At 54.3% G+C, this 19,058-nt stretch carries 20 protein-coding genes and 2 tRNA genes; 5 read left to right on the top strand and 17 right to left on the bottom strand.

Annotated elements, in window-relative coordinates; translation table 11 throughout:
- Nucleotides 1-140 precede the first annotated feature (140 nt).
- From ABA45_RS10765 to ABA45_RS10780, 4 genes are read right to left on the bottom strand one after another with little or no spacing between them, the layout of a single operon-like run.
- A complete protein-coding gene (locus ABA45_RS10765; RefSeq protein WP_048386025.1) occupies nucleotides 141-761 on the bottom strand; it encodes a flavodoxin domain-containing protein in 621 nt (206 codons plus the stop codon).
- The gene (locus ABA45_RS10770) at nucleotides 758-1,570 is read right to left on the bottom strand and encodes a DUF4198 domain-containing protein (RefSeq protein WP_048386027.1); all 813 of its coding nucleotides are present in this window, start codon (nucleotides 1,568-1,570) and stop codon (nucleotides 758-760) included. Before ABA45_RS10770 ends, ABA45_RS10765 begins: the two co-directional genes overlap by 4 nt.
- A gap of 43 nt (nucleotides 1,571-1,613) precedes the next feature.
- Nucleotides 1,614-2,153 carry a DUF2271 domain-containing protein gene (locus ABA45_RS10775; protein ID WP_048386029.1) on the bottom strand — a complete coding sequence of 180 codons (540 nt, stop codon included), beginning with the start codon at nucleotides 2,151-2,153 and terminating at the stop codon, nucleotides 1,614-1,616.
- Between the two features lie 21 nt (nucleotides 2,154-2,174).
- Entirely contained in the window at nucleotides 2,175-2,780 is a 606-nt protein-coding gene (locus tag ABA45_RS10780) for a PepSY-associated TM helix domain-containing protein (RefSeq protein ID WP_048386031.1), read from the bottom strand.
- Between the two features lie 217 nt (nucleotides 2,781-2,997).
- Here ABA45_RS10780 and ABA45_RS10785 point away from each other — a divergent pair, with 217 nt between their 5' ends.
- From ABA45_RS10785 to ABA45_RS10790, 3 genes are all read left to right on the top strand, one after another.
- On the top strand, nucleotides 2,998-4,944 hold the full coding sequence (locus ABA45_RS10785; RefSeq protein ID WP_198146960.1) for a TonB-dependent receptor domain-containing protein: 1,947 nt from the start codon (nucleotides 2,998-3,000) through the stop codon (nucleotides 4,942-4,944).
- A gap of 147 nt (nucleotides 4,945-5,091) precedes the next feature.
- Complete coding sequence (locus tag ABA45_RS19785) at nucleotides 5,092-5,274, top strand: hypothetical protein (protein ID WP_406564631.1); 183 nt, start codon at nucleotides 5,092-5,094, stop codon at nucleotides 5,272-5,274.
- A 124-nt stretch (nucleotides 5,275-5,398) separates the two neighbouring features.
- On the top strand, nucleotides 5,399-6,352 hold the full coding sequence (locus ABA45_RS10790) for an RluA family pseudouridine synthase (protein WP_048386032.1): 954 nt from the start codon (nucleotides 5,399-5,401) through the stop codon (nucleotides 6,350-6,352).
- Here ABA45_RS10790 and ABA45_RS10795 read toward each other — a convergent pair.
- The 5 genes from ABA45_RS10795 to dapA all read right to left on the bottom strand — a co-directional run bounded on the left by ABA45_RS10795 (nucleotide 6,349) and on the right by dapA (nucleotide 10,983).
- Nucleotides 6,349-7,356, bottom strand: coding sequence for an NAD-dependent epimerase (locus tag ABA45_RS10795; protein ID WP_048386034.1), 1,008 nt, complete (start codon nucleotides 7,354-7,356; stop codon nucleotides 6,349-6,351). The two genes, ABA45_RS10790 and ABA45_RS10795, sit on opposite strands and share 4 nt — an antisense overlap.
- 12 nt (nucleotides 7,357-7,368) lie before the next feature.
- Nucleotides 7,369-8,094 carry a TIGR04219 family outer membrane beta-barrel protein gene (locus ABA45_RS10800; protein WP_048386036.1) on the bottom strand — a complete coding sequence of 242 codons (726 nt, stop codon included), beginning with the start codon at nucleotides 8,092-8,094 and terminating at the stop codon, nucleotides 7,369-7,371.
- A 29-nt stretch (nucleotides 8,095-8,123) separates the two neighbouring features.
- Complete coding sequence (gene purC, locus ABA45_RS10805) at nucleotides 8,124-8,837, bottom strand: phosphoribosylaminoimidazolesuccinocarboxamide synthase (RefSeq protein WP_048386037.1); 714 nt, start codon at nucleotides 8,835-8,837, stop codon at nucleotides 8,124-8,126.
- 101 nt (nucleotides 8,838-8,938) lie between these two features.
- Nucleotides 8,939-10,069 (bottom strand): outer membrane protein assembly factor BamC, encoded by a 1,131-nt coding sequence (bamC, locus tag ABA45_RS10810; RefSeq protein ID WP_048386039.1) that lies wholly within the window; start codon nucleotides 10,067-10,069, stop codon nucleotides 8,939-8,941.
- A 35-nt stretch (nucleotides 10,070-10,104) separates the two neighbouring features.
- Nucleotides 10,105-10,983, bottom strand: coding sequence for a 4-hydroxy-tetrahydrodipicolinate synthase (gene dapA / locus ABA45_RS10815; RefSeq protein WP_048386041.1), 879 nt, complete (start codon nucleotides 10,981-10,983; stop codon nucleotides 10,105-10,107).
- 74 nt (nucleotides 10,984-11,057) lie between these two features.
- On the opposite strand from dapA, the gene ABA45_RS10820 reads away from it, so the two are divergent.
- On the top strand, nucleotides 11,058-11,525 hold the full coding sequence (locus tag ABA45_RS10820; protein ID WP_048386042.1) for a peroxiredoxin: 468 nt from the start codon (nucleotides 11,058-11,060) through the stop codon (nucleotides 11,523-11,525).
- 13 nt (nucleotides 11,526-11,538) lie between these two features.
- On the opposite strand, the gene ABA45_RS10825 is transcribed toward ABA45_RS10820, so the two are convergent.
- Both ABA45_RS10825 and ABA45_RS10830 read right to left on the bottom strand, forming a co-directional pair.
- Nucleotides 11,539-12,612 (bottom strand): AI-2E family transporter, encoded by a 1,074-nt coding sequence (locus ABA45_RS10825; RefSeq protein ID WP_048386044.1) that lies wholly within the window; start codon nucleotides 12,610-12,612, stop codon nucleotides 11,539-11,541.
- The gene (locus tag ABA45_RS10830) at nucleotides 12,612-12,857 is read right to left on the bottom strand and encodes a sulfurtransferase TusA family protein (protein WP_048386045.1); all 246 of its coding nucleotides are present in this window, start codon (nucleotides 12,855-12,857) and stop codon (nucleotides 12,612-12,614) included. The genes ABA45_RS10825 and ABA45_RS10830 overlap by 1 nt, the downstream gene beginning before the upstream one ends.
- 127 nt (nucleotides 12,858-12,984) lie before the next feature.
- Between ABA45_RS10830 and ABA45_RS10835 the strand changes: the two genes are divergently transcribed.
- Entirely contained in the window at nucleotides 12,985-14,499 is a 1,515-nt protein-coding gene (locus tag ABA45_RS10835) for a M48 family metalloprotease (RefSeq protein WP_053076177.1), read from the top strand.
- A 58-nt stretch (nucleotides 14,500-14,557) separates the two neighbouring features.
- Here ABA45_RS10835 and nadA read toward each other — a convergent pair whose 3' ends face one another.
- The 6 genes from nadA to tolB all read right to left on the bottom strand — a co-directional run bounded on the left by nadA (nucleotide 14,558) and on the right by tolB (nucleotide 19,049).
- Nucleotides 14,558-15,634 (bottom strand): quinolinate synthase NadA, encoded by a 1,077-nt coding sequence (nadA, locus tag ABA45_RS10840; RefSeq protein ID WP_048386047.1) that lies wholly within the window; start codon nucleotides 15,632-15,634, stop codon nucleotides 14,558-14,560.
- A gap of 194 nt (nucleotides 15,635-15,828) precedes the next feature.
- A tRNA-Lys gene (locus tag ABA45_RS10845) sits at nucleotides 15,829-15,904 on the bottom strand.
- A 164-nt stretch (nucleotides 15,905-16,068) separates the two neighbouring features.
- Nucleotides 16,069-16,144: transfer RNA gene (locus ABA45_RS10850), tRNA-Lys, on the bottom strand.
- An 84-nt stretch (nucleotides 16,145-16,228) separates the two neighbouring features.
- A complete protein-coding gene (gene ybgF / locus ABA45_RS10855; protein WP_048386049.1) occupies nucleotides 16,229-16,996 on the bottom strand; it encodes a tol-pal system protein YbgF in 768 nt (255 codons plus the stop codon).
- A gap of 50 nt (nucleotides 16,997-17,046) precedes the next feature.
- Nucleotides 17,047-17,616, bottom strand: coding sequence for a peptidoglycan-associated lipoprotein Pal (pal, locus tag ABA45_RS10860; RefSeq protein ID WP_048386052.1), 570 nt, complete (start codon nucleotides 17,614-17,616; stop codon nucleotides 17,047-17,049).
- A 122-nt stretch (nucleotides 17,617-17,738) separates the two neighbouring features.
- On the bottom strand, nucleotides 17,739-19,049 hold the full coding sequence (tolB, locus tag ABA45_RS10865; RefSeq protein WP_227506012.1) for a Tol-Pal system beta propeller repeat protein TolB: 1,311 nt from the start codon (nucleotides 19,047-19,049) through the stop codon (nucleotides 17,739-17,741).
- Between the last annotated feature and the right edge of the window lie 9 nt (nucleotides 19,050-19,058).

Below are 19,058 nucleotides of genomic sequence, written 5' to 3' on the forward strand. Positions count from 1 at the left end.
AACAAAAATTATAACGACAAGAACACGAGAAAAAGACAACCTCGATGAATCCACAACTTCAAACCTCAATAATCGTAAGCAAGCGGCATAGCCTAACTTGATTGGCTTAAATAACCAGACATTAGGCGAGCATTTACGGATTATTTACGATGGTGCTGGTGTTTTAGCTGACGGAACCAGAAATCAACGGACTGGGGGTCGGCTTGATGGACTAGAACGGGATCAAACAGGGGCAGCAAGCCGGATTGTTGCAAGTGGGAAGCCACGGCGATACCAAAGCCACAGAACTGACTGTAATTGCGATCGCCCAAAGCCAAAACCGCAAAGCAGGCGCCTTGCCATGGCTGTAAGCTATTGTTTTCAATGAGCCAGCTGTTTCCGGTGCGGGGCGCGTCGCCATTACCGCTGGTGCTGGCGACTACCAGCAATCCCCGTTTTGCTATCGGGCACCCGGCTAGCTGGTTGAGCTCCACGATCTGCGCGCAAAAGCCACATTGTTCCAGCCGCTTACAGGTTTTTTGGGCCAGAGCCCGTGCGGTGCCGGTTTCAGTAGCATAAGCGACCAGGTAATCCACGCTTTGCGCAAGGGCGTGGCTCAATTGCCACTTTAGCCGTTGATAATAAACAGCAAGCATAGCGGCATACGCTAGCAACGCAGCACTGGCGACCCATTGGCGGGCAGCAGACAGCAACTCCAGTTGCCAGACCCAAGCCGTCGCTGCAAGCATTACAACAATGCCTGCGGCGGCGAGCGACTTCACAACGGCAACACCTCGAGCGTGGCGCTGTAACCCAGCGAACGGGTAGCGCCCTCAACGTTCTTACCGGGTTGTTGGGTTTCCACTTCCAGCCAGTACATACCGGCCTCAGGCCAGTCTACGGAGATTTCACCAAGGTTATTGGTGGTCAAATTCATTGCATTCACCTGGTCACGGTAGCGTATGCCCGCGCGAATCAGCACAACGTTTAAATCAGTCGCCGGTTTTCCGTCCATTAGGAAACGGAACTGGGCTGTTTCACCCGCAAACAAGTCATTGGGGTGGGTGATGGGCTGCATTTCCAAGCCTACGCCGCTGGAATTGAATGTGTTTGTGGTTGGCGCTCCCAGGCTTGCGAAGGTTTGCATGCGCCGGTCTATTTCACGGATTTTCACGTTGCTGGCAGCCGCCGGGATGTCTTTAAGCTGCTCCGCCGTGCCGCGCCAGCGCTTCTGTTCGCCGTTCATTTCATAGCTCGCGAAGACACCCTGATTATGAATCTGCAGTGTGTAAGTGCCCTGTTGACTTAGCTCTACGTCAAAGACCGAGCGATAGCGCCCGCGGGCTTGGTTGACCGCTTCCAAGCTTTGCTGCTGAGGGCCGATAATTTCCAGACCCGACAAGTTCATGGCATGGTGCTCGAAATAAAACAGACTATTGGAAATAGCGGCGTCTACGGTTAGCCAAGCGCTGTCGCCGGACAATACCGTTGCAGAAGGCAGCATCCATGCCCGGTGAGCATGAGCTGGCGCGATGATTGCGAGCATAAGCAACGCAAGCGCGCCCCTGCGGGCAAGCTGTTTTAGTGTCATGATTTCATCCTGTTGTGTGCGATAAATGGCTTTCTATGGCCCGTTACGGTTTTAGTGAGAGCTCTATCAAGCCCAGTTCGTCACTGCCTTGCGCCCTGGAACGGCTTTCCTGAACGATGGGCCAATTAAACGGCAGCTTCACCAGTTCGCGCCCACCCACTTCCCGCGCTGCTTCAATCACCAACTGATAAGACCCTGAAGGCAGTTGAGCCAGTGCTTTGTGGCTGCCATCAAAGCGAATCTGATGGTGGCCAGCAGGGCGGGTAGCACCGGTAAAGCCGTCTGCGGGGAAACTGAGGTTACGGCCACTGCGGCGCCACCACTGACGCAGGTCTTTCAGCCATTTGCTGCCTTCGTTGTTTGCCGCATCGTGATCAAACCACAGCGCCAGGTTTGCCTGATGGCGCTCGCGATCGTTTTCCACCCATACGGCGACGTAGGGGCGATGGTATTCCGCTACCTGCAAAGCCGGTATTTCAACACTAACGCTAAGCTCGGATGCCGCTGTGGGCGCAGCGGCAAGCAGTAATAGCGGCACCAATGGCAAAAACGACCTGACGATTACGCAACGTGTGTATGCCATATCAATCCTTTACTCCCTGTATTAATGAACGAAAACCACAGCCAGCAGCAGTGGCAGCAGAACACCCAATCCAACCACCGGCCACACCGAGATTCGCTCCCGCGCATGCAGACCCAATACCGCCAGGCCTGTAAGGCAGAACACCAGGCAAATTACCGCGAACACATCGATAAACCAGAACCATACCGGGCCGGCATTGCGGCCCTTGTGCAAGTCGTTAAGCCAAGCAATCCAGCCCCGGTCGGTGGTTTCGTAAAGCAGCTCACCGGTGTTCAAATCCAAACTCAACCATGCGTCGCCTCCTGGCTTAGGCAGCGACACATAAAGCTCGTACTCGCTCCATTCAACCGCACCCGGTTTTAGCGCCAGCCCTTGTTCACGCTTTAACCAGTGATTCAACGCTATGGGCAGGACCGCTGAGTCAGCTTTTTGAGCTTCTACCACTGACGCCAGAACAGCATCAGGCGCTATGCCCTCTACAACCGTTACAACCGGCGTGCCGGGTATTTGCCCTGCGTGGTTCAACGTGACGCCAGTGATAACGAACAGCAGCAGGCCAAACAGCGCCAAAGCTGAACTGACCCAGTGCCAGCGCAGCAAATGCTTCAACCAAACGCTCGTCGCCATGGCCCTTGTACCTCCGCCGAATTCAAGAGTGCGCCACTATAAACACCAAAAAACTTAATGAGAAGTACTCGCTAAAGCAATTACGAATTATTTACATTAAATATACAAATGAGAATTATTGCTATTGATAATTTATTAAAGCTTAGGTACCTTCACTTGCCTCTAACGCTAACGAGACACGTTAGCATCCGCAAAAACTTACAAGGACGCTTGATCTGTGAAGACGCTTACACCTTCCCTGCTCTCTATTGCCATTGTTTCAGGCACTGGTGCCGCACATGCGCAACAGCCGATACAACTGGATACCATGGTGGTTAGTGCCTCCGGCATTGAACAAAAAATAACCGACGCACCAGCCTCGATTACCGTCATCAGCAAAGAGGAGCTTGATCGTAAGCCCTATGTCACTTTGTTAGATGCGGTGCGGCAGGTAGAGGGCGTAGACGTAGGCGAAACAACCGACAAGACCGGCCAGGGTGGGATTAGCATTCGCGGTATGGGTGCGGACTACACGTTGATTCTGATTGACGGCAAGCGCCAGAATAACGTGGGCGATATTTATCCGAACAACTTTGGCGGTAACCAGTTCAATCACATTCCGCCGAAGGAGATGATCGAGCGCATCGAGATTATTCGTGGTCCGGCATCTACCTTGTATGGCGCAGATGCTCTGGGTGGTGTTATCAACATCATCACCAAGAAAATCGGCGATGCCTGGCACGGATCTCTTTCTCACAGCCGCACCGTTGAGACCGACAGCGATTTTGGCGATGACGACACCTCAGAATTCACACTTTCCGGGCCAATCATTGCCAACAGACTGGGCGTTGGTTTGCGTGGTTCTTGGTACAACCGTGACGCGTCTAATCCGGGCTATGAACCGGGCATTGACCCAAATGGCAATCCGGTATCCCGGGAGCTGGGCTTTGGCAGCGGCGGGCGCACGGTAAATAATGAAAACCTGAACCTGGGTGCGCGAGTAACCTATCGCTTGGCCGACAACCAGGATCTGACCCTGGACTATGAAACTTCGCAACAGGAGTACGACAACAAGCCGCAAGACAATAACAATCCTCTGGGCACAACCGACAGTGTTAACCGCTTGCCCCGCGCCGGTTATGCGCTGGAACAGCAATTCAACCGGGAACAGGCATCCATTCGCCATCAGGGCCAATGGGCTTTTGCCAACAGCGATATCACCCTGCACCGTATTGAAACGTCTAACGATGGCCGTACACTGCCACTAACGGCATTGGAACGCCTTGAGTACGACCGCCTGGTCACAAACGGCGCGAGCGACGCGAATATTGAAGCGACCTTCCTGCCCCGCACCAAACGGATTCTGGAAACTCGCCAAACCACCGTCGATGTCAAACTTGACTCGCTGGTTGGTGACCATCTGCTGGTGTACGGCGGCCAGTACCTGGATGCGGAAATGGAAGACGGAACGTTCGGCATGACCGGCAGCGGTTTTAGCGGCGGTAAAACCCAGCCCCATCGCCAATGGGCAGCGTTTGTGGAAGACAACTGGGAAATGACCGATGACTTCACGCTAACGGCCGGTGTGCGTTATGACGACCATAATATTTTTGGTGGCAATACCAGCCCCAGAATTTACGGTAACTGGGAGCTTAACCCGTCATGGGCGATCAAAGGTGGCGTAAGCACCGGTTATAAAGCACCCAAAGCGAGCGACTTGTTCCCGGGTATTACCGGTTTTGGTGGCCAGGGCACGCGGCCGTTTGTGGGAACACCGGATCTTGAATCTGAAACCAGTGTGAACAGCGAACTGGCGGTGTATTACAACCACTCGCAAGGCCACAACATCAACGTGACGGTGTTTGCCAACCGCTTTAAAGACAAGATTGAGTCTGGCGGCAGTATTCTGCACTGCGATGACCCAGCCGCAGACGCAAGTGACTGCGCACCACTGGCAAAAGAGTGGAATGACGTTCTGGGCAACGGCTATACCTTTGGCCAAAAAGTAAACGTCGACAAGGCCGATATAAACGGCATTGAAGTTGCGGGCCGCTATTACATTCTGGACGCGCTGTCGCTAAAGGCCAATTACACCTACACCGACGCGGAAATAAAAAGCGGCGCAGACAAAGGCAAACCATTGAGTGGCACCGCCAAGCACATGGCAAACGCTACGCTGGACTAGCAGGTTACGCCAAGCTTCAACACCTTCCTGACGACCGAATTCCGTTCCAAACGCTTTACCAACAGCCCAAGGGGCTGGCCGTCAGACCTTGATTACCCGGAATTCTACAAGAATTACACCATCTTCCACCTGGGCGCGAGTTACAGGGTGACCAAGAACCTGGAGCTGAATGGTCGCATCAATAACCTGCTGGATGAGGATTTTACCAGCTACCAGACGGTTTACACCACGTCAGACGGTGGCGTTACTTATGAGCCCAATTACATTGATGACTACAACGTGAAAGCCAAAGCACGTAATTTCTGGCTGTCGGCAACGCTCAGTTTCTAAAAGCGTTATAGCGGCAGCATGATAGGGGACAGATTTCGAATCTGTCCCCGGCTTGGCGCCCTCTGCTTGTCTAGCCAGTCATATCTTCTATAATCGGCTGCTCACTTTTTCTATCAGGCTTGCTATGCGAACCACCGTTGATATCACCGTAGAAACCCCCGGCCTAGCCGTGGATATTTTGAGTGAGGCTTCCGGCCTGCCGAAGCAGCGTATCAAAGACGCCATGGCGAAAGGCGCGTGCTGGTGGACCTTGAAGGGTAAGATTGTGCGGCTGCGCAAAGCCAAGCGTGACGTTAAAGCTGGCACCCGCATGCAGCTGTACTATGACGAGGCAGTTCTGACGCGCAAGGCGCCAGAGGCTGAGCTGCTGGAAGACAAGGGCCACTACAGTGTGTGGTTCAAACCCCACGGGCTATTGGCACAGGGCTCACAATGGGGTGATCACTGCAGTTTATTGCGGGTGGCCGAGGTGCAATTAACCCGACCCTGCTTTTTGATTCATCGCCTGGACGCCGACGCTGCAGGTTTGATGCTGATTGCTCACGATTCAAAAGCTGCGGCTGCACTGTCACAGTTGTTTGCCGGGCGCACGATCGTAAAACAGTATCTGGCAGACGTAACGGGCGTGTTGGATGTGAAGGAGCAGACGATTGACGGGGACATTGACGGTAAGGCCGCGATTAGTCATGTGAGTACTTTTTATATCAATGCCGGCTCCATCAATACCAACGCCCTCAATTCCAACTCCATCAATGCCAGCTCCATCAATACTAAGGCCGAGGATACTGAGGCCAGCACTTCAAGAGTGAATGTGCGCATTGAAACCGGGCGAAAACACCAGATTCGCCGCCATTTAGCGAGTATTGGCCACCCGATTGTGGCCGACAGGCTGTATGGCTCAGCCGCTGGGGTACCCTTGCAACTGCTGGCGTATTATCTGCAATTCAACTGCCCGCTGACGAAGTCAAAAATGACCTTGGAGTTGCCGGAACGGTTGAAGCAGCTGGGCTTAGAAACCCTGCAAAAGTTCCCGAAAGGAAGCTCTTTACAGGAATCTGCTGACGCGAAACGTAGTTAAACCTGATAGAAATCCCGATACCACTGAACAAACTGTTCAACACCCTGCTCTAGCTGGGTTTCGGGTTTGTAACCGACATCATTGATCAGGCCATCGACGTTGGCGTAGGTTGCGACCACGTCACCCGGCTGCATGGGCAGCAGATTTTTCTCGGCTTTTTTACCGGTACACTGCTCGATGGTTTCAATAAACCGAGCCAATTCCACCGGATTGTTGCTGCCGATGTTGTAGATGCGATAAGGCCCACGGCTGGTGCTGGGATCTGGCTGCGCGCCGCTCCATTGGGAATTCGGTTGCGCTATTTGATCCAGAGTGCGAACCACGCCTTCTACAATATCGTCGATGTACGTGAAATCGCGTTTGTGATGACCGTGGTTGAATACGTCAATCGGCTCGCCGGCCAGAATTTTCTTGGTGAAGATAAACGGCGCCATATCGGGCCGGCCCCAGGGACCGTATACAGTGAAAAAGCGCAGCCCGGTGGTGGGAAGGTTGTACAGATGGCTGTAGGTGTGGGCCATTAGCTCATTGGCTTTTTTCGAGGCCGCGTAAAGGCTAAGCGGGTGGTCTACGTTGTCGTGCACCGAGAACGGCATGGCTTCGTTGGCGCCATAAACCGAGCTACTGGACGCATACACCAGATGCTGCACGTCGTTGCGGCGGCAGCCTTCCAGAATATTCATAAAGCCCACTAGGTTTGCGTCTACATAGGCATGGGGGTTTTCGATGGAATAGCGCACCCCGGCTTGGGCCGCCAAATGCACCACACGCTCCGGTTTGTGTTTTTCAAAGAGTGCGGCCATAAGGTCACGGTCGGCGATATTCTGGCGCACTTCCGTAAAGCCGGCTTTGTCCGTTAGCCGTGCCAGGCGAGCTTCTTTCAGATTCACATCGTAGTAGTCATTCAGGTTATCAACCCCGATGACTTCGTCGCCACGATCCAGCAGGCGTTGCGCAAGATGGAAACCAATAAAACCGGCGCTACCGGTGACCAGAATTTTCAACAGACTTTCTCCTTAAAAAACCACTCCGGCGCTGACAAACGGACCATCTATTTCCACGTCGAAGCGGTCGTCACCGTCTTCGTAATCCACCGCCATTTGGCGATAGCCGGCGCGCAACTGCAGCACTGACAACTGATACTGGCCGTACACGTTAAAATCGTGCAGAGAGTCACCGCTGTAGGCAATAGCATTGCCTACGACGCCAACACTGACACCGCTGAACGGCAGATCAAAACGCGCTGCAAGATAGCCCATGGGCACAACAGCGTTGGCTGTTGTCCGGCTACTCTGGCCATTACCCTGCACCAGCAACTCGCCGGAGAAGTCCCGCGCAGTCAGGCCCAGGTCCAGATTGACCCAGTTATCCAGTACTTCGTAGTACAGGGTAAGGTCAAGCTGTTCCAGTTCCAGATCAGAGCGTACGTCTGAGCCGTCGCTAATACCATCGAAGTCACCGCTCAAACGGCCGCGGGCAGTCTGGTCAATATTGACATAAGCCACGCGCACATTGGGCAGCAGAGGGACCGGGTGTTCCAGATACAAGCTCAGCTGATTGCTGCTTTCACCGTCCAGATTGAGCTCGTCTTTGACGTCCACCGAGCCACCATTGGCTGCAACGTCACCAGACAGTTCCGAATCCCAGTAACCTATCTGAGCCCCAAGCCCGAACACGTCTGCTTGCGCCGCAGGCGCTACTAGAACGGCTGATCCGACCAAAATCGTAAATAATCTGCGCATAGCTGATGTTCCGTATTTTTGAACCAGTATCAGTCGAACGACATACCCAAACGGCGGCCTACTTCTTCGTAGGTTTCAATCACGTTACCAAGGCCTTGGCGAAAACGGTCTTTGTCCATTTTATTGCGGGTTTCGGCATCCCATATGCGGCAGCCATCGGGGCTGAACTCGTCGCCCAGCACAATCTGGCCATGGCTACGGCCAAATTCCAGTTTGTAGTCAACCAATAGCATGCCGGCGTCTGCAAACAGGGTTTTAAGCACGTCGTTTACTTTATAGGTCAGCGTTTTCATCTGTGCCAGCTCGTCAGCCTTGGCCCAGCTCAGGGTTATCGCCAGTGATTCGTTGACCATTGGGTCGTGCAATGCGTCGTTTTTCAGGAACAGCTCAAAGGTGGGCGGGTTCAGCTCCAGGCCCTCTTCTACGCCAATACGGCGGCACAGGCTGCCGGCGGAGATGTTGCGAATCACACACTCGACCGGAATCATGTCGAGCTTTTTCACCAGGCATTCAGTGTTTGAAAGCAAGCCTTCAAAGTGGGTAGGAATGCCCGCAGCTTCCAGCTTTTCCATAATGAAGGCGTTGAACTTGTTGTTCACCATGCCTTTGCGATTCAGCTGCTCTACTCTCTCGCCGTCAAAGGCCGAGGTGTCATCGCGGAATACCAGTACAAAACGCTCAGGATCGTCAGTGGTGTGCACCGATTTGGCCTTGCCAGCGTAGAGTTCTTCGCGCTTTTCCATGGGATTCTCCAAAAACAGGCCAGCCTAAGCCAGCCCGGTTATCATTAATAAAGCCCGCGGTTACTGAAAAAGCCTGCGGCTGTTAATAACGCTCATGGCCGCTAATAAAGATAGTCAAACAGGCGATTTAAAAGCGCGGAAGGTGTTTGTTCACCGCCGTCATTAACGGCGGTTTCCGCACTAACCTGCACCGTCTGTTCGCCGCGGGTAACGTTCACCGTATGGGTGTGGCGCGGAACTTCGTTATCGCTAAACCAGCTGAACCAGTTGAACCAGCCCGACTCGCGCTCGTCGGCGCTGCGATAGTCTACCTGCAGCCAGCCTGCACTGCGGTTCAGGTCTATGACGGTCATATCGGATTCTTTTAATGCGCGGCTGACTTCCGCCCAGGCGCGACCGTAATCGAGCTGCATTTCGATGGCACTGGCTTGCTCGTTTTTGGATATCAGTTTTACCAAGGGTTTGCTGGTCATACCCGAAGCCGCACGCGAGAAAGATTTTTTCTCTTCCCCGGCTTTCAAAAACTCGCCCATATCGGCCAGAACCCGTTTTTGCAGTTCCAGGTCAGCGGAGTCTGGAGCAAGGGTGGTATCCCAGTTCAGCAAAGCCTCGGGCTGATCAGCTACCTCTATATTGCGCACCTGAATTTCCGTGGATTTACGGCGAACACCGGGTGCAATGCGTACCTGCAGTAGTACTTTGGGTTCGCTTGCGCTGGCTTCACCCTCAAGCTGCACCAGTTCACGAGCGCGAAGACTGAAGTTCACCAATTCGCTCTGCTGCAAGCCAAGCAGCGGACTGTCGAACGCAACGCCCAGGCGTCGGTCAGACATATACGCGGTGACTGCGGGCCACAAGCGACCTGGAACGTCGTTCACCAACAGCCAGGCGCGGCCGTCTAGCGTTTCTACCGCATAATTCTGATCCAGAATTTCAGAGGTCATGTCCGGCGGCGTTGGAATGCCGTCCGGGTAAAATTTGCCCGCGTTAGCCAGGTTAATATCACGCACTGGCATAATCTGGCGGAAGCGGGATTCGTCGGCACTTGCGGGCAGCTCAATGGTTTCACCCTCAGGCGCACTGACGTAATCCGCGGAACGGTCCGACAACACACCGCAGCCTCCCAAGCCTGCCAACAGTGCAAAGCCGGCGGCGGTGGCCAGGGGTTTACAGGCCACGGTCTTAAAAGACGCGGTGCACCTTAAATAACGGGTTCTGGAGAGAACCTGCATGGACTTACTCCGGTATTGGAACGGGTTCAGCACGCTCAGAGTACGCCTGAGGCTTTCAGGGCATCTTCCACTTCGCCATGGAATGGTTCGCTGAGTACAGTCAGTGGCAAGCGCAAGCCGTCACCGATCATACCCATGCGTTGCAACGCCCATTTTACCGGAATCGGATTGGCTTCCAGGAACAGTTTGCGATTCAGGGGCATCAGCAGTTCGTTCAGACGTTCGGCTTCTTCACGATTGCCCGCAACGGCAGCCGTGCACAACTCGGCCATGGCCCGGGGGGCAACGTTGGCCGTTACCGATACGTTGCCTTTGGCGCCGGCCAGCATCAGTTCCATGGCGGTTGCGTCGTCACCCGAATAAACGTCCAAACGGCCTTCTACCGCTTGAATTAACTCAGCGCCGCGGGGAACATTGCCGGTGGCATCTTTAATGGCGATGATGTTGGGAATATCGGCTAGGCGAACCACAGTTTCGTTCAGCATGTCGCAGGCGGTGCGGCCAGGGACGTTGTAAAGCATTTGCTTCATCATCGGGACGGCTTCGGCGATGGTGCGGAAATGCTGGTACAGGCCTTCTTGGGTTGGCTTATTGTAATAAGGCACCACTAACAGGCAGGCATCGGCTCCCAGCTTGTGGGCCGCAGACGTAAGCGCAATGGCTTCGCGGGTACTGTTGCCACCGGTTCCGGCAATTACCGGAATGCGACCATTCACCCGTTTGATGATGTGGCCGATGGTTTTACAGTGCTCTTCCGGGTCCAGAGTCGCAGACTCGCCGGTTGTGCCCACGGCAACGATGCCATGAGTGCCATTTTCAATGTGAAAGTCCACCAGTTTGTCCAGGTGCTCCCAATGAATGTCTCCATTTGGGTGCATAGGTGTGACCAGTGCGACAAGGCTACCCGTAATCATAAAAGCTCCGTCCGAATAAAACCGTTATGTTAATGTTGGCTACGAACTGACACAAGGGAATTAAAGGAGATGTCATGCCATCCGTAGAACTGAACAAAACCATACCTGACTTTGAAGCGGCTGCTACCGGCGACCAGACGGTTCGCCTGGCCGATTTACGCGGCCGCAATGTGGTGATCTATTTTTACCCGAAAGACGACACCCCCGGCTGTACCACCGAGAGCCAGGACTTCCGCGACAACATGCAAGCCTTCACCGAACATGACACCGAGATTTTTGGCGTGTCCCGCGATGGCTTGAAATCCCACGACAATTTTCGTGGCAAGTTCGAACTGCCGTTTCACCTGATTTCCGACAAAGACGAAAAGCTCTGTGCTTTGTTCGACGTCATCAAGCTGAAAAAACTCTACGGCAAAGAATACATGGGTATTGACCGCAGCACCTTTCTGATCGACGCCAAAGGCGTACTTCGCCACGAATGGCGCGGCGTAAAAGTGCCGGGCCATGTCGATGAGGTGCTCACCGCAGTCAAAGCTCTGTAGTCGTTATCTGCCGTTAGCGATTGGTCGGTGCCGGAGGTAACTCTCTCACCGGCCAGGCGGCCACTACCGCTTTTAGCATTGTGGCCAGCGGGATGGCAAAAAATACGCCCCAGAGCCCCCAGATCCCACCGAAAAACAGAACCGCGACAATGATGGCCACCGGGTGCAGGTTGTTTACTTCAGAAAACAGCACCGGCACTAACACGTTACCGTCCAAAGCCTGAATGACACCGTAGGCCACCATTATCCAGATAAACTGGCTACCCCAGCCAAAAGCAAACAAGCCGATAATAGCCACTGGCACCGTGACAACGGCGGCGCCAATATAAGGAATGACCACGCTCAGACCCACCAGCAAAGACAGCAAGGCGGCGTAAGGCATACCCAAAATCTTGAAGGCTATATAGGTGGTGGTTCCAACAATCAGGATCTCGAGGGCTTTACCACGCACGTAGTTAGCGCACTGGAGATTCACTTCATGCCAGATTTTGCGCATGGTTGCACGCTGCGGTGGCAACATGCGAGCAATAGAATCCAACAGAACGTCGCGGTCTTTCAGGAAGAAAAACACCAGTATGGGCACCAGAACAGCGTATATCAGCAGCGCCAACAGGTCCGGAATGCTGGACAGTGATGCTGTCACCAACCACTGGGTAGCCTGCCCGACTTCGGTCGACACCTGCTGGTAAATAGTCGCTACGGCATCCAGCGACACCAACTGCGGGTAGCGCTCGGGTAAGAGTTCCAGATAGGACTGTAATTCACCGATAATGCGCGGGGTTTCTCGGGCCAGATTGGACAACTGGGTCCACACCAGCGGCATAAGGCCGAAAATGGCGCCGGCCAAAATGCCGAGAAACAGCAAGAACACAATCAGGATAGCCAGCGGTTCCGGCACTTTCCAAGCCAACATCTTGGTCACCAGACCCTGAAGAATAAAGGCAACGATCAGCGAAGCAATGGCCGGGGCCAGCATAGCGCCAAACCAGATGACGAACATAGTGCCGATAATCAGCATCAGCCCAAGAATGACGGCTTCTTCATCTGAAAAGTATTTGTGAGCAAATCCTCGTAATATTCTAACCATTACCGGCTCTGCCTTACTGAATCGCCGCAGCGGATAACAAAACGGTACTGGCTGCCGTCAACGGCAGATTCCACCAGCTGATGGGCAGACAAGGCAATAAACGCCGGAATGTCTCTGGCTGAACCAGGATCTGTAGCAACCACTTCCAGCTGTTCGCCGGGGGCCATGGTGTTCAGTTCGAGTTTGGTTTTTAGCAGAGGCATCGGACATTGCAGGCCCGATACATCCAGAGTTCGATCAGCCATGTTAAACGTTAACCCGTAACAGCGTTTGATTAATGAGCCGGCATTATGCCGCCAGTGTTATTGTATTGCATTACAATCATTGGTTATGTGACGCTCAGGATATTCCGACACAGGATAGACCCAGAACATGAACAGCCTGAATGGCCACCTTCGCTTCAATACCCTGCTTTGTGCGCTGCTGGCACTGACGTTAACCGCCATAAGTGTCAGTACAGGCGCTGCTGCCCAAGGACAGGGTAGCACGCTGCCCACCATTGGCGGCACCGGTGGCGGCCTGATTGCAGGCCAGCAGGAAGCCGATATCGGCCGCCAGGTCCTGGTGTCACTGCGACGCTTTGCTCCACAGATTACTGACCCTTTGGTGTATGACTACCTGAGCTCCATTCTTTACCGCCTGGTGCCAGCGGCGCCGCTACAGAACCGTGACCTGACGCTGGCGCTGATTGACGACCCTGCCATCAATGCTTTTGCGGTGCCCGGCGGCATTGTGGGGGTAAACGGCGGTCTGTTTCTGTTTGCCCGCACCGAACAACAGTTTGCATCGGTGCTGGCCCACGAGCTGGCCCACCTTAGCCAACGCCATTTTGCCCGCCGCCTGGAACAGCAGCAAGCCAGCACCCCACTGACCATCGCCGGCCTGATTGCCGGTATTGTACTAACCGCTGTGACCCAGTCTGACATTGGCATTGCCGCCATTGTCGGTACTCAGGCCCTGGCGATTCAGAACATGCTGGAATACAGCCGCGCCAATGAGCAGGAAGCGGACCGAGTCGGGCTGGACATTCTTGCCAATGCCGGGCTAGACCCGCGGGGAATGCCGGAAATGTTTGAAATTATGACGCGGCAAAACCGCTTGCAAGGCAACCGCGTGCCAGAGTACCTGTCTACCCATCCGCTAACCCAAAGCCGGGTTGCTGACACTCAGAACCGCGCAGAACAATACCCGTTAAAGCACATCGAAGACAGCCCGGAATACCATCTGATACGGGCCCGCCTGCAGGTGCATTATGCGGTCTCTGCGGCAGCTGCTATTGACAGTTTCAGGGCGGCTCTCAACGAATCAAAAATTGCCGGCTCTGGCAACAGCCTCGGCAGCAACGCCAGCAATACGGCCATTCGCTATGGGCTGGCGGTGGCTTATATTAAAGATGGTCAATACCCTGAGGCCGAGACTCTGCTTAATCAGCTATTGCTGGCCAATCCAGGGCGCATTACTTTTCAGGTGACCCTGGCACAAAGCTTGATTGCCGCCAGGCGCCTGACCGAAGCTCGGGCGCTGCTGGTGCGGGCGTTGGCCCGCAACCCGGGCAACTACCCGATTACCCACACGCTGGCACAGCTGGAACTGGCCTCGGATAACGGCGCAGCGGCGGCGGAACTGCTGTCGCAGCTGGCTCGCAAAAAACCGCAACAGGAACACTTGTGGTTTAAGCTGGCAGAAGCCGAAGGCATGGCGCGCAATATTGTGGGAGTGCACAGGGCAAGGGCGGAATACGATGCATTAATGGGCGACCTGGAATCGGCCCAGCGCCAATTACGCCAAGCCCAGGAAAAACTGACAGCCGGCTCGCCCATGCGCCAGATTGTCACCGAACGCCTGAGCGCCATTTCGGCCGAGCTTAATGTTCGGCGTAATGGCTGATAGAGAGAACTCCCGCCACCGCAGCAAAAACCCGCAGGGGGCCTGAGGTCAAACCCTGTCAGGCGTTGCCGACGGCCTTCAAATTCATATTGGCTGTAAAATCCAGCATGCGCTGTAAAGGCCGCAGAGCGTCTTCACGCAGGGCTTCGTCTACCATCACTTCCTGATTGCTGGTCTGGCCCTTTGGCGCCTCCAGCACGGCCAGCAAGTTTTCTAGCCCATTCATAGCCATCCACGGGCACTGGGCGCAGCTGCGACAGGTCGCACCGTTACCGGCGGTGGGCGCTTCAATCAGGATTTTGTTAGGCGCCAGCTGCTGCATTTTATAAAAAATGCCGTTGTCGGTCGCCACAATAAAGCGTTCATTCGGCAAGTTTTGTACGGCGTTGATCAGCTGTGAGGTAGACCCTACAACGTCGGCCAATTCCACTACCGCATCCGGTGATTCCGGGTGTACCAATACGGCAGCATCGGGGTAAAGCGCCTTCAGATCTTCCAGGCCCCGGTGCTTGAACTCTTCGTGCACAATGCAGGAGCCGTTCCACAGCAGCATATCGGCGCCGGTGGTTTTCTGCACCCAATGGCCCAGGTGTTTGTCTGGCGCCCACAGGATTTTTTCACCGCGGGCGTCCAGCAATTCGACAATGGCTTGGGCGCAGCTTGAGGTGACTACCCAATCGGCGCGGGCTTTAACCGCCGCCGAGGTGTTGGCGTACACCACCACAGTGCGGTCTGGATGTTCATCGCAGAAAGCTGAAAACTCATCCACCGGGCAACCGACATCTAGCGAGCAGGTGGCCTCAAGGGTAGGCATTAAAACGGTTTTTTCCGGATTCAGGATTTTAGCGGTTTCGCCCATAAAACGAACGCCGGCTACCACCACGGTAGACGCGGGATGTTGATTGCCAAATCGGGCCATTTCCAGGGAATCGGCTACACAGCCACCGCTTTCTTCAGCCAAGCGCTGAATGTCTGGGTCGGTGTAATAGTGCGCCACCAGAACAGCGTTTTTTTCCTTTAGAGCAGCCTTGATGCGAGCTTCAAGCCGCGTTTTTTCTTTAGCGCTGAGGAGCTTGGGCTCCGCGGCGTGGGCCAGGTATTCCTGAACACGGATACGGTCTTCAGCTTTCGTCATGTACGGCTTCTCTCAATTGCTTTCTGGCAGTAACCTTCGGCAACCGAGTATATCATTTCAAACTCCGGTGTATCGCCTGGCAGCAGGGCAAAAAACGACGGAAAACACGTGAAGACGCCGGGCGTGATGAGTCAGAGGTGAAAAAAGAGAAAAAAAGACAAAAAAAGATCTGCTTTGCAGCAGATCTTGAATAATGGTGGGTCGTGATGGATTCGAACCATCGACCAATTGGTTAAAAGCCAACTGCTCTACCAACTGAGCTAACGACCCTAAATTGCTCACTGAATAACAAACAGCCTGTTGGTCGGCGTGCTTGCGTGTTGGAACTGCTTTAAACCACCGCAGCACTGCAACACTTCAGTGCTTACCATCGAGAATCTCTATAACCGCAATCTGTACTAACACACTGCGCTTGCAAGACCCTGACGGATGTTTGGTGGGTCGTGATGGATTCGAACCATCGACCAATTGGTTAAAAGCCAACTGCTCTACCAACTGAGCTAACGACCCCGAGCGAGGCGCACATATTAATGATTTTTCAGGCGTGATCAACCCCTTGCGCCCGTTTTTTTCATTTTTTCCAAACACTGAGCTTCAATCGCCGCTGCTTTGGCCGTCAAGATAGCTCTGAGCCAGCTTCGCTGCGCTGCTGTCCGGGTAGTTTTTTACCACCGTTTGCATTCGCCGACCGGCCTCTTCCTTTTCGCCCAGCCGGTCTAGAGTAACCCCAAGCTTGTAAGTTGAATCTGGTGCTTTGCGGTGGTCGGCAAAGCGCGTGGCAACAATACTGAAGGCCTGCTTGGCCTGCTCTAGCTGGGGTTTTACCAAATAGACTTCACCGAGCCAGTAATAGGCGTTCACGGTTAGGTCACCTTCAGGATAAGTATCTAGAAACTCATAAATCTGGGTGATCGCCTGATCGTATTTTTTCTGGTTACGAATCAGATCAACAATACCGTTGTAAGCTTTGCTTTCTTCAGCAGAAGGCTGACGATAGTCTTTCGCCTGCACGCTGGCAGGTGCGGGCGCAGGTGCGGCAATGGCGGCCGCCTGAGCCTGCTGCTGCGCTGCAGTCAGCTTCAGAATACGCTGGTCAAGATCAATGTAGCGATCGCGGCCCTGTTGCTCCAGGCGGTCTACCAGATGGCGTTGCTCTTCCACCTCACCCTGCAAGCGTCGCACATCTCCCTGCAACTGCTGAAGCATGTAAAACAGTTCTGCACTCGCTTGATTATTGCCGGCCTGACGGCTGGCCTCAGACGTGTTGTTCTGAAATGCCGGTGTCGACGACTGTGCCAGCACCACTCCTGCCTGCGTTACCGCAAGCAGGAGGGTGGCAGCCGCCATGAGCTTTTTAGTCATGGGCGTACCTGTTGGATACTAAAAGTTCCTGTAGATGCTAACAGCAACGGTTAACGGAAAATCAGCTCTACCCGACGGTTCTGGGAACGGGCGCTGTCGCTCATGCCTTGCACCGCTGGCTTCTCTTCACCATAGCTGATGGTTTCGAGCTGGCCACGGGACGCGCCATTTACAATCAAAAAGCGCTGCACTGCGTTAGCACGGCGCTCGCCCAGAGCCAGGTTGTATTCACTGGTGCCACGATCGTCCGCATGGCCTTCCAGGCGTACGTTCATTGACGGGTTGGCAGACAGGTAACGCGCATGGGCAACCAGTACGTCACGAGATTCTGCATTGATTTCAGCGGTGTCAAAATCAAAGTAGAACACGGTAACGCCACGCAGTGCCATTTGTTGCGACTGCTGTTGTGCGGCCATACGCTCTTCATCGCTCAGCTGTTCCGACGATACGCCGTCACGAGTGCCATCGCTGTAAACAGTGGAGCCACCTTGCTGGTCTACTGCTGACACGTCTGAACCAAAACTGGCGTCTTCCATCTGGTCGCCCGTGGAGCTACAACCGGCAATGAGGCCGACCGAGAACAGCATGGCAATAGCTTTGGACTGAACTGAAAACTTCATGAGCATTTCCTTGTAGTCAATGGGTTAAAAATGAGTAGTCAATGGTTTGCAACATGGTAGTAAATTGATCAAAACTGCGTTCACTTCATAACTCACCGGCTGACCTTATTTAGGCCAGACAGTTACCGAGGCAGCGGGCCCCACGCCGGCTCACGGACATCACCTTCGGTAGCGGGCAAGCTATAGGCTGCGCCGCCATCCGCCGAGATAACCGTCAACACGCTGGCACCACCCTGACGAGTAGCGTAGATCAGCATGCGTCCGTTGGGGGAGACACTGGGTGATTCATCGGATTCGGTGCGGGTAAGCACGGTTTCTTCCCCGCTTTTAAGATTGGTGCGCGCAATGTGAAACCCGTTGCTGCTCTGGTGCACGTAATACACAAACTCGCCTTTATTGTCTGGCCTCGGGCGCGCATTGTAGCGGCTACCGAAGGTGATCCGACGCGGCTCACCCTTGCCTTTCTGACGGTAGATCTGCGGGCCACCAGAGCGGTCAGAGGTAAAGAAAATTTCATCGCCGCCGGCACTGAAGGTGGCTTCGGTTTCAATGGCCCAGTGGTCAGTGAGCTTGGTCAGATCACGGCTGGCCAGATCCATCCGGTAGATGTCAGCATTGCCGTCTTTGGACAAGGTCATCAATAGGGATTTGCCGTCGGGAGACCAGGCCGGAGCCGAGTTCAAACCACGAAAATCAGCTATTTTCGTACGTTTTCCGCTGGCCAGTTCATGCACATAAATCGCCGGCTTGCCGGTTTCAAACGAGACATACGCCAGGCGACTGCCATCCGGCGACCAGGCCGGCGACAGAATCGGTTCAGCGCTTTCAAGGCGAACCCGCGACCGCTTACCATCAATGTCGCTGACCTGCAGGCGATAACGAACCTTATCGCCAACATTTTCTCGAGTGATATACGCCAGTTGCGTCGAAAAAGCCCCCGGATCGCCGGTAATGGCTTCATAAACCCGGTCACTGACGTAGTGTGCCAGGGTCCGCATATTACCCAAAGGCGCACCCGCGCTTTCGCCCAAAATGCGTTCCTCGCGGTTCACATCAAACAGCTCATAGCGGGCTTCGAGACGATCACCCTGACGGGCCAACTGGCCAACCAACACATAGCGCTGGCCCAGCAGTCGCCAATCACGGAAGTGCACCTCAGAGCGCTGCGACGGCAGGCTGAGCATTTTTTCCGCTGACAGAGTGCGGAACTCACTGCTCATGGTCAGATCGGACTGCACAATGTTGGCCAAGGTATCGCCCGGCGGTATGGCGCCACTTTCGGCAAACGGCACGATGGCGATCGGCAGCGCCGAAGCGGCGCCTTCGGTGATGCGGATAAGCAGCTCAGCGCGCAGTGGCAAGCTGGTCGATAACAACAAAACCAGCGTCAGCGTCACGCGCAGCGTGTTTGTAAACGTCGAAGACCACGTCATATTCAGAAC

The organism is Marinobacter psychrophilus (assembly GCF_001043175.1).
In the GTDB taxonomy this organism is placed as follows: domain Bacteria; phylum Pseudomonadota; class Gammaproteobacteria; order Pseudomonadales; family Oleiphilaceae; genus Marinobacter; species Marinobacter psychrophilus.

Excerpts from the sequence above, each read along its gene's own strand:
- ABA45_RS10770 (WP_048386027.1), bottom strand. The coding sequence starts at position 1,570 with ATGACACTAAAACAGCTTGCCCGCAGGGGCGCGCTTGCGTTGCTTATG.
- ABA45_RS10775 (WP_048386029.1), bottom strand. The coding sequence starts at position 2,153 with ATGGCATACACACGTTGCGTAATCGTCAGGTCGTTTTTGCCATTGGTG.
- ABA45_RS10780 (WP_048386031.1), bottom strand. The coding sequence starts at position 2,780 with ATGGCGACGAGCGTTTGGTTGAAGCATTTGCTGCGCTGGCACTGGGTC.
- ABA45_RS10790 (WP_048386032.1), top strand. The coding sequence starts at position 5,399 with ATGCGAACCACCGTTGATATCACCGTAGAAACCCCCGGCCTAGCCGTG.
- ABA45_RS10800 (WP_048386036.1), bottom strand. The coding sequence starts at position 8,094 with ATGCGCAGATTATTTACGATTTTGGTCGGATCAGCCGTTCTAGTAGCG.
- purC (WP_048386037.1), bottom strand. The coding sequence starts at position 8,837 with ATGGAAAAGCGCGAAGAACTCTACGCTGGCAAGGCCAAATCGGTGCAC.
- bamC (WP_048386039.1), bottom strand. The coding sequence starts at position 10,069 with ATGCAGGTTCTCTCCAGAACCCGTTATTTAAGGTGCACCGCGTCTTTT.
- dapA (WP_048386041.1), bottom strand. The coding sequence starts at position 10,983 with ATGATTACGGGTAGCCTTGTCGCACTGGTCACACCTATGCACCCAAAT.
- ABA45_RS10820 (WP_048386042.1), top strand. The coding sequence starts at position 11,058 with ATGCCATCCGTAGAACTGAACAAAACCATACCTGACTTTGAAGCGGCT.
- ABA45_RS10825 (WP_048386044.1), bottom strand. The coding sequence starts at position 12,612 with ATGGTTAGAATATTACGAGGATTTGCTCACAAATACTTTTCAGATGAA.
- ABA45_RS10830 (WP_048386045.1), bottom strand. The coding sequence starts at position 12,857 with ATGGCTGATCGAACTCTGGATGTATCGGGCCTGCAATGTCCGATGCCT.
- ABA45_RS10835 (WP_053076177.1), top strand. The coding sequence starts at position 12,985 with ATGAACAGCCTGAATGGCCACCTTCGCTTCAATACCCTGCTTTGTGCG.
- nadA (WP_048386047.1), bottom strand. The coding sequence starts at position 15,634 with ATGACGAAAGCTGAAGACCGTATCCGTGTTCAGGAATACCTGGCCCAC.
- ybgF (WP_048386049.1), bottom strand. The coding sequence starts at position 16,996 with ATGACTAAAAAGCTCATGGCGGCTGCCACCCTCCTGCTTGCGGTAACG.
- pal (WP_048386052.1), bottom strand. The coding sequence starts at position 17,616 with ATGAAGTTTTCAGTTCAGTCCAAAGCTATTGCCATGCTGTTCTCGGTC.
- tolB (WP_227506012.1), bottom strand. The coding sequence starts at position 19,049 with ATGACGTGGTCTTCGACGTTTACAAACACGCTGCGCGTGACGCTGACG.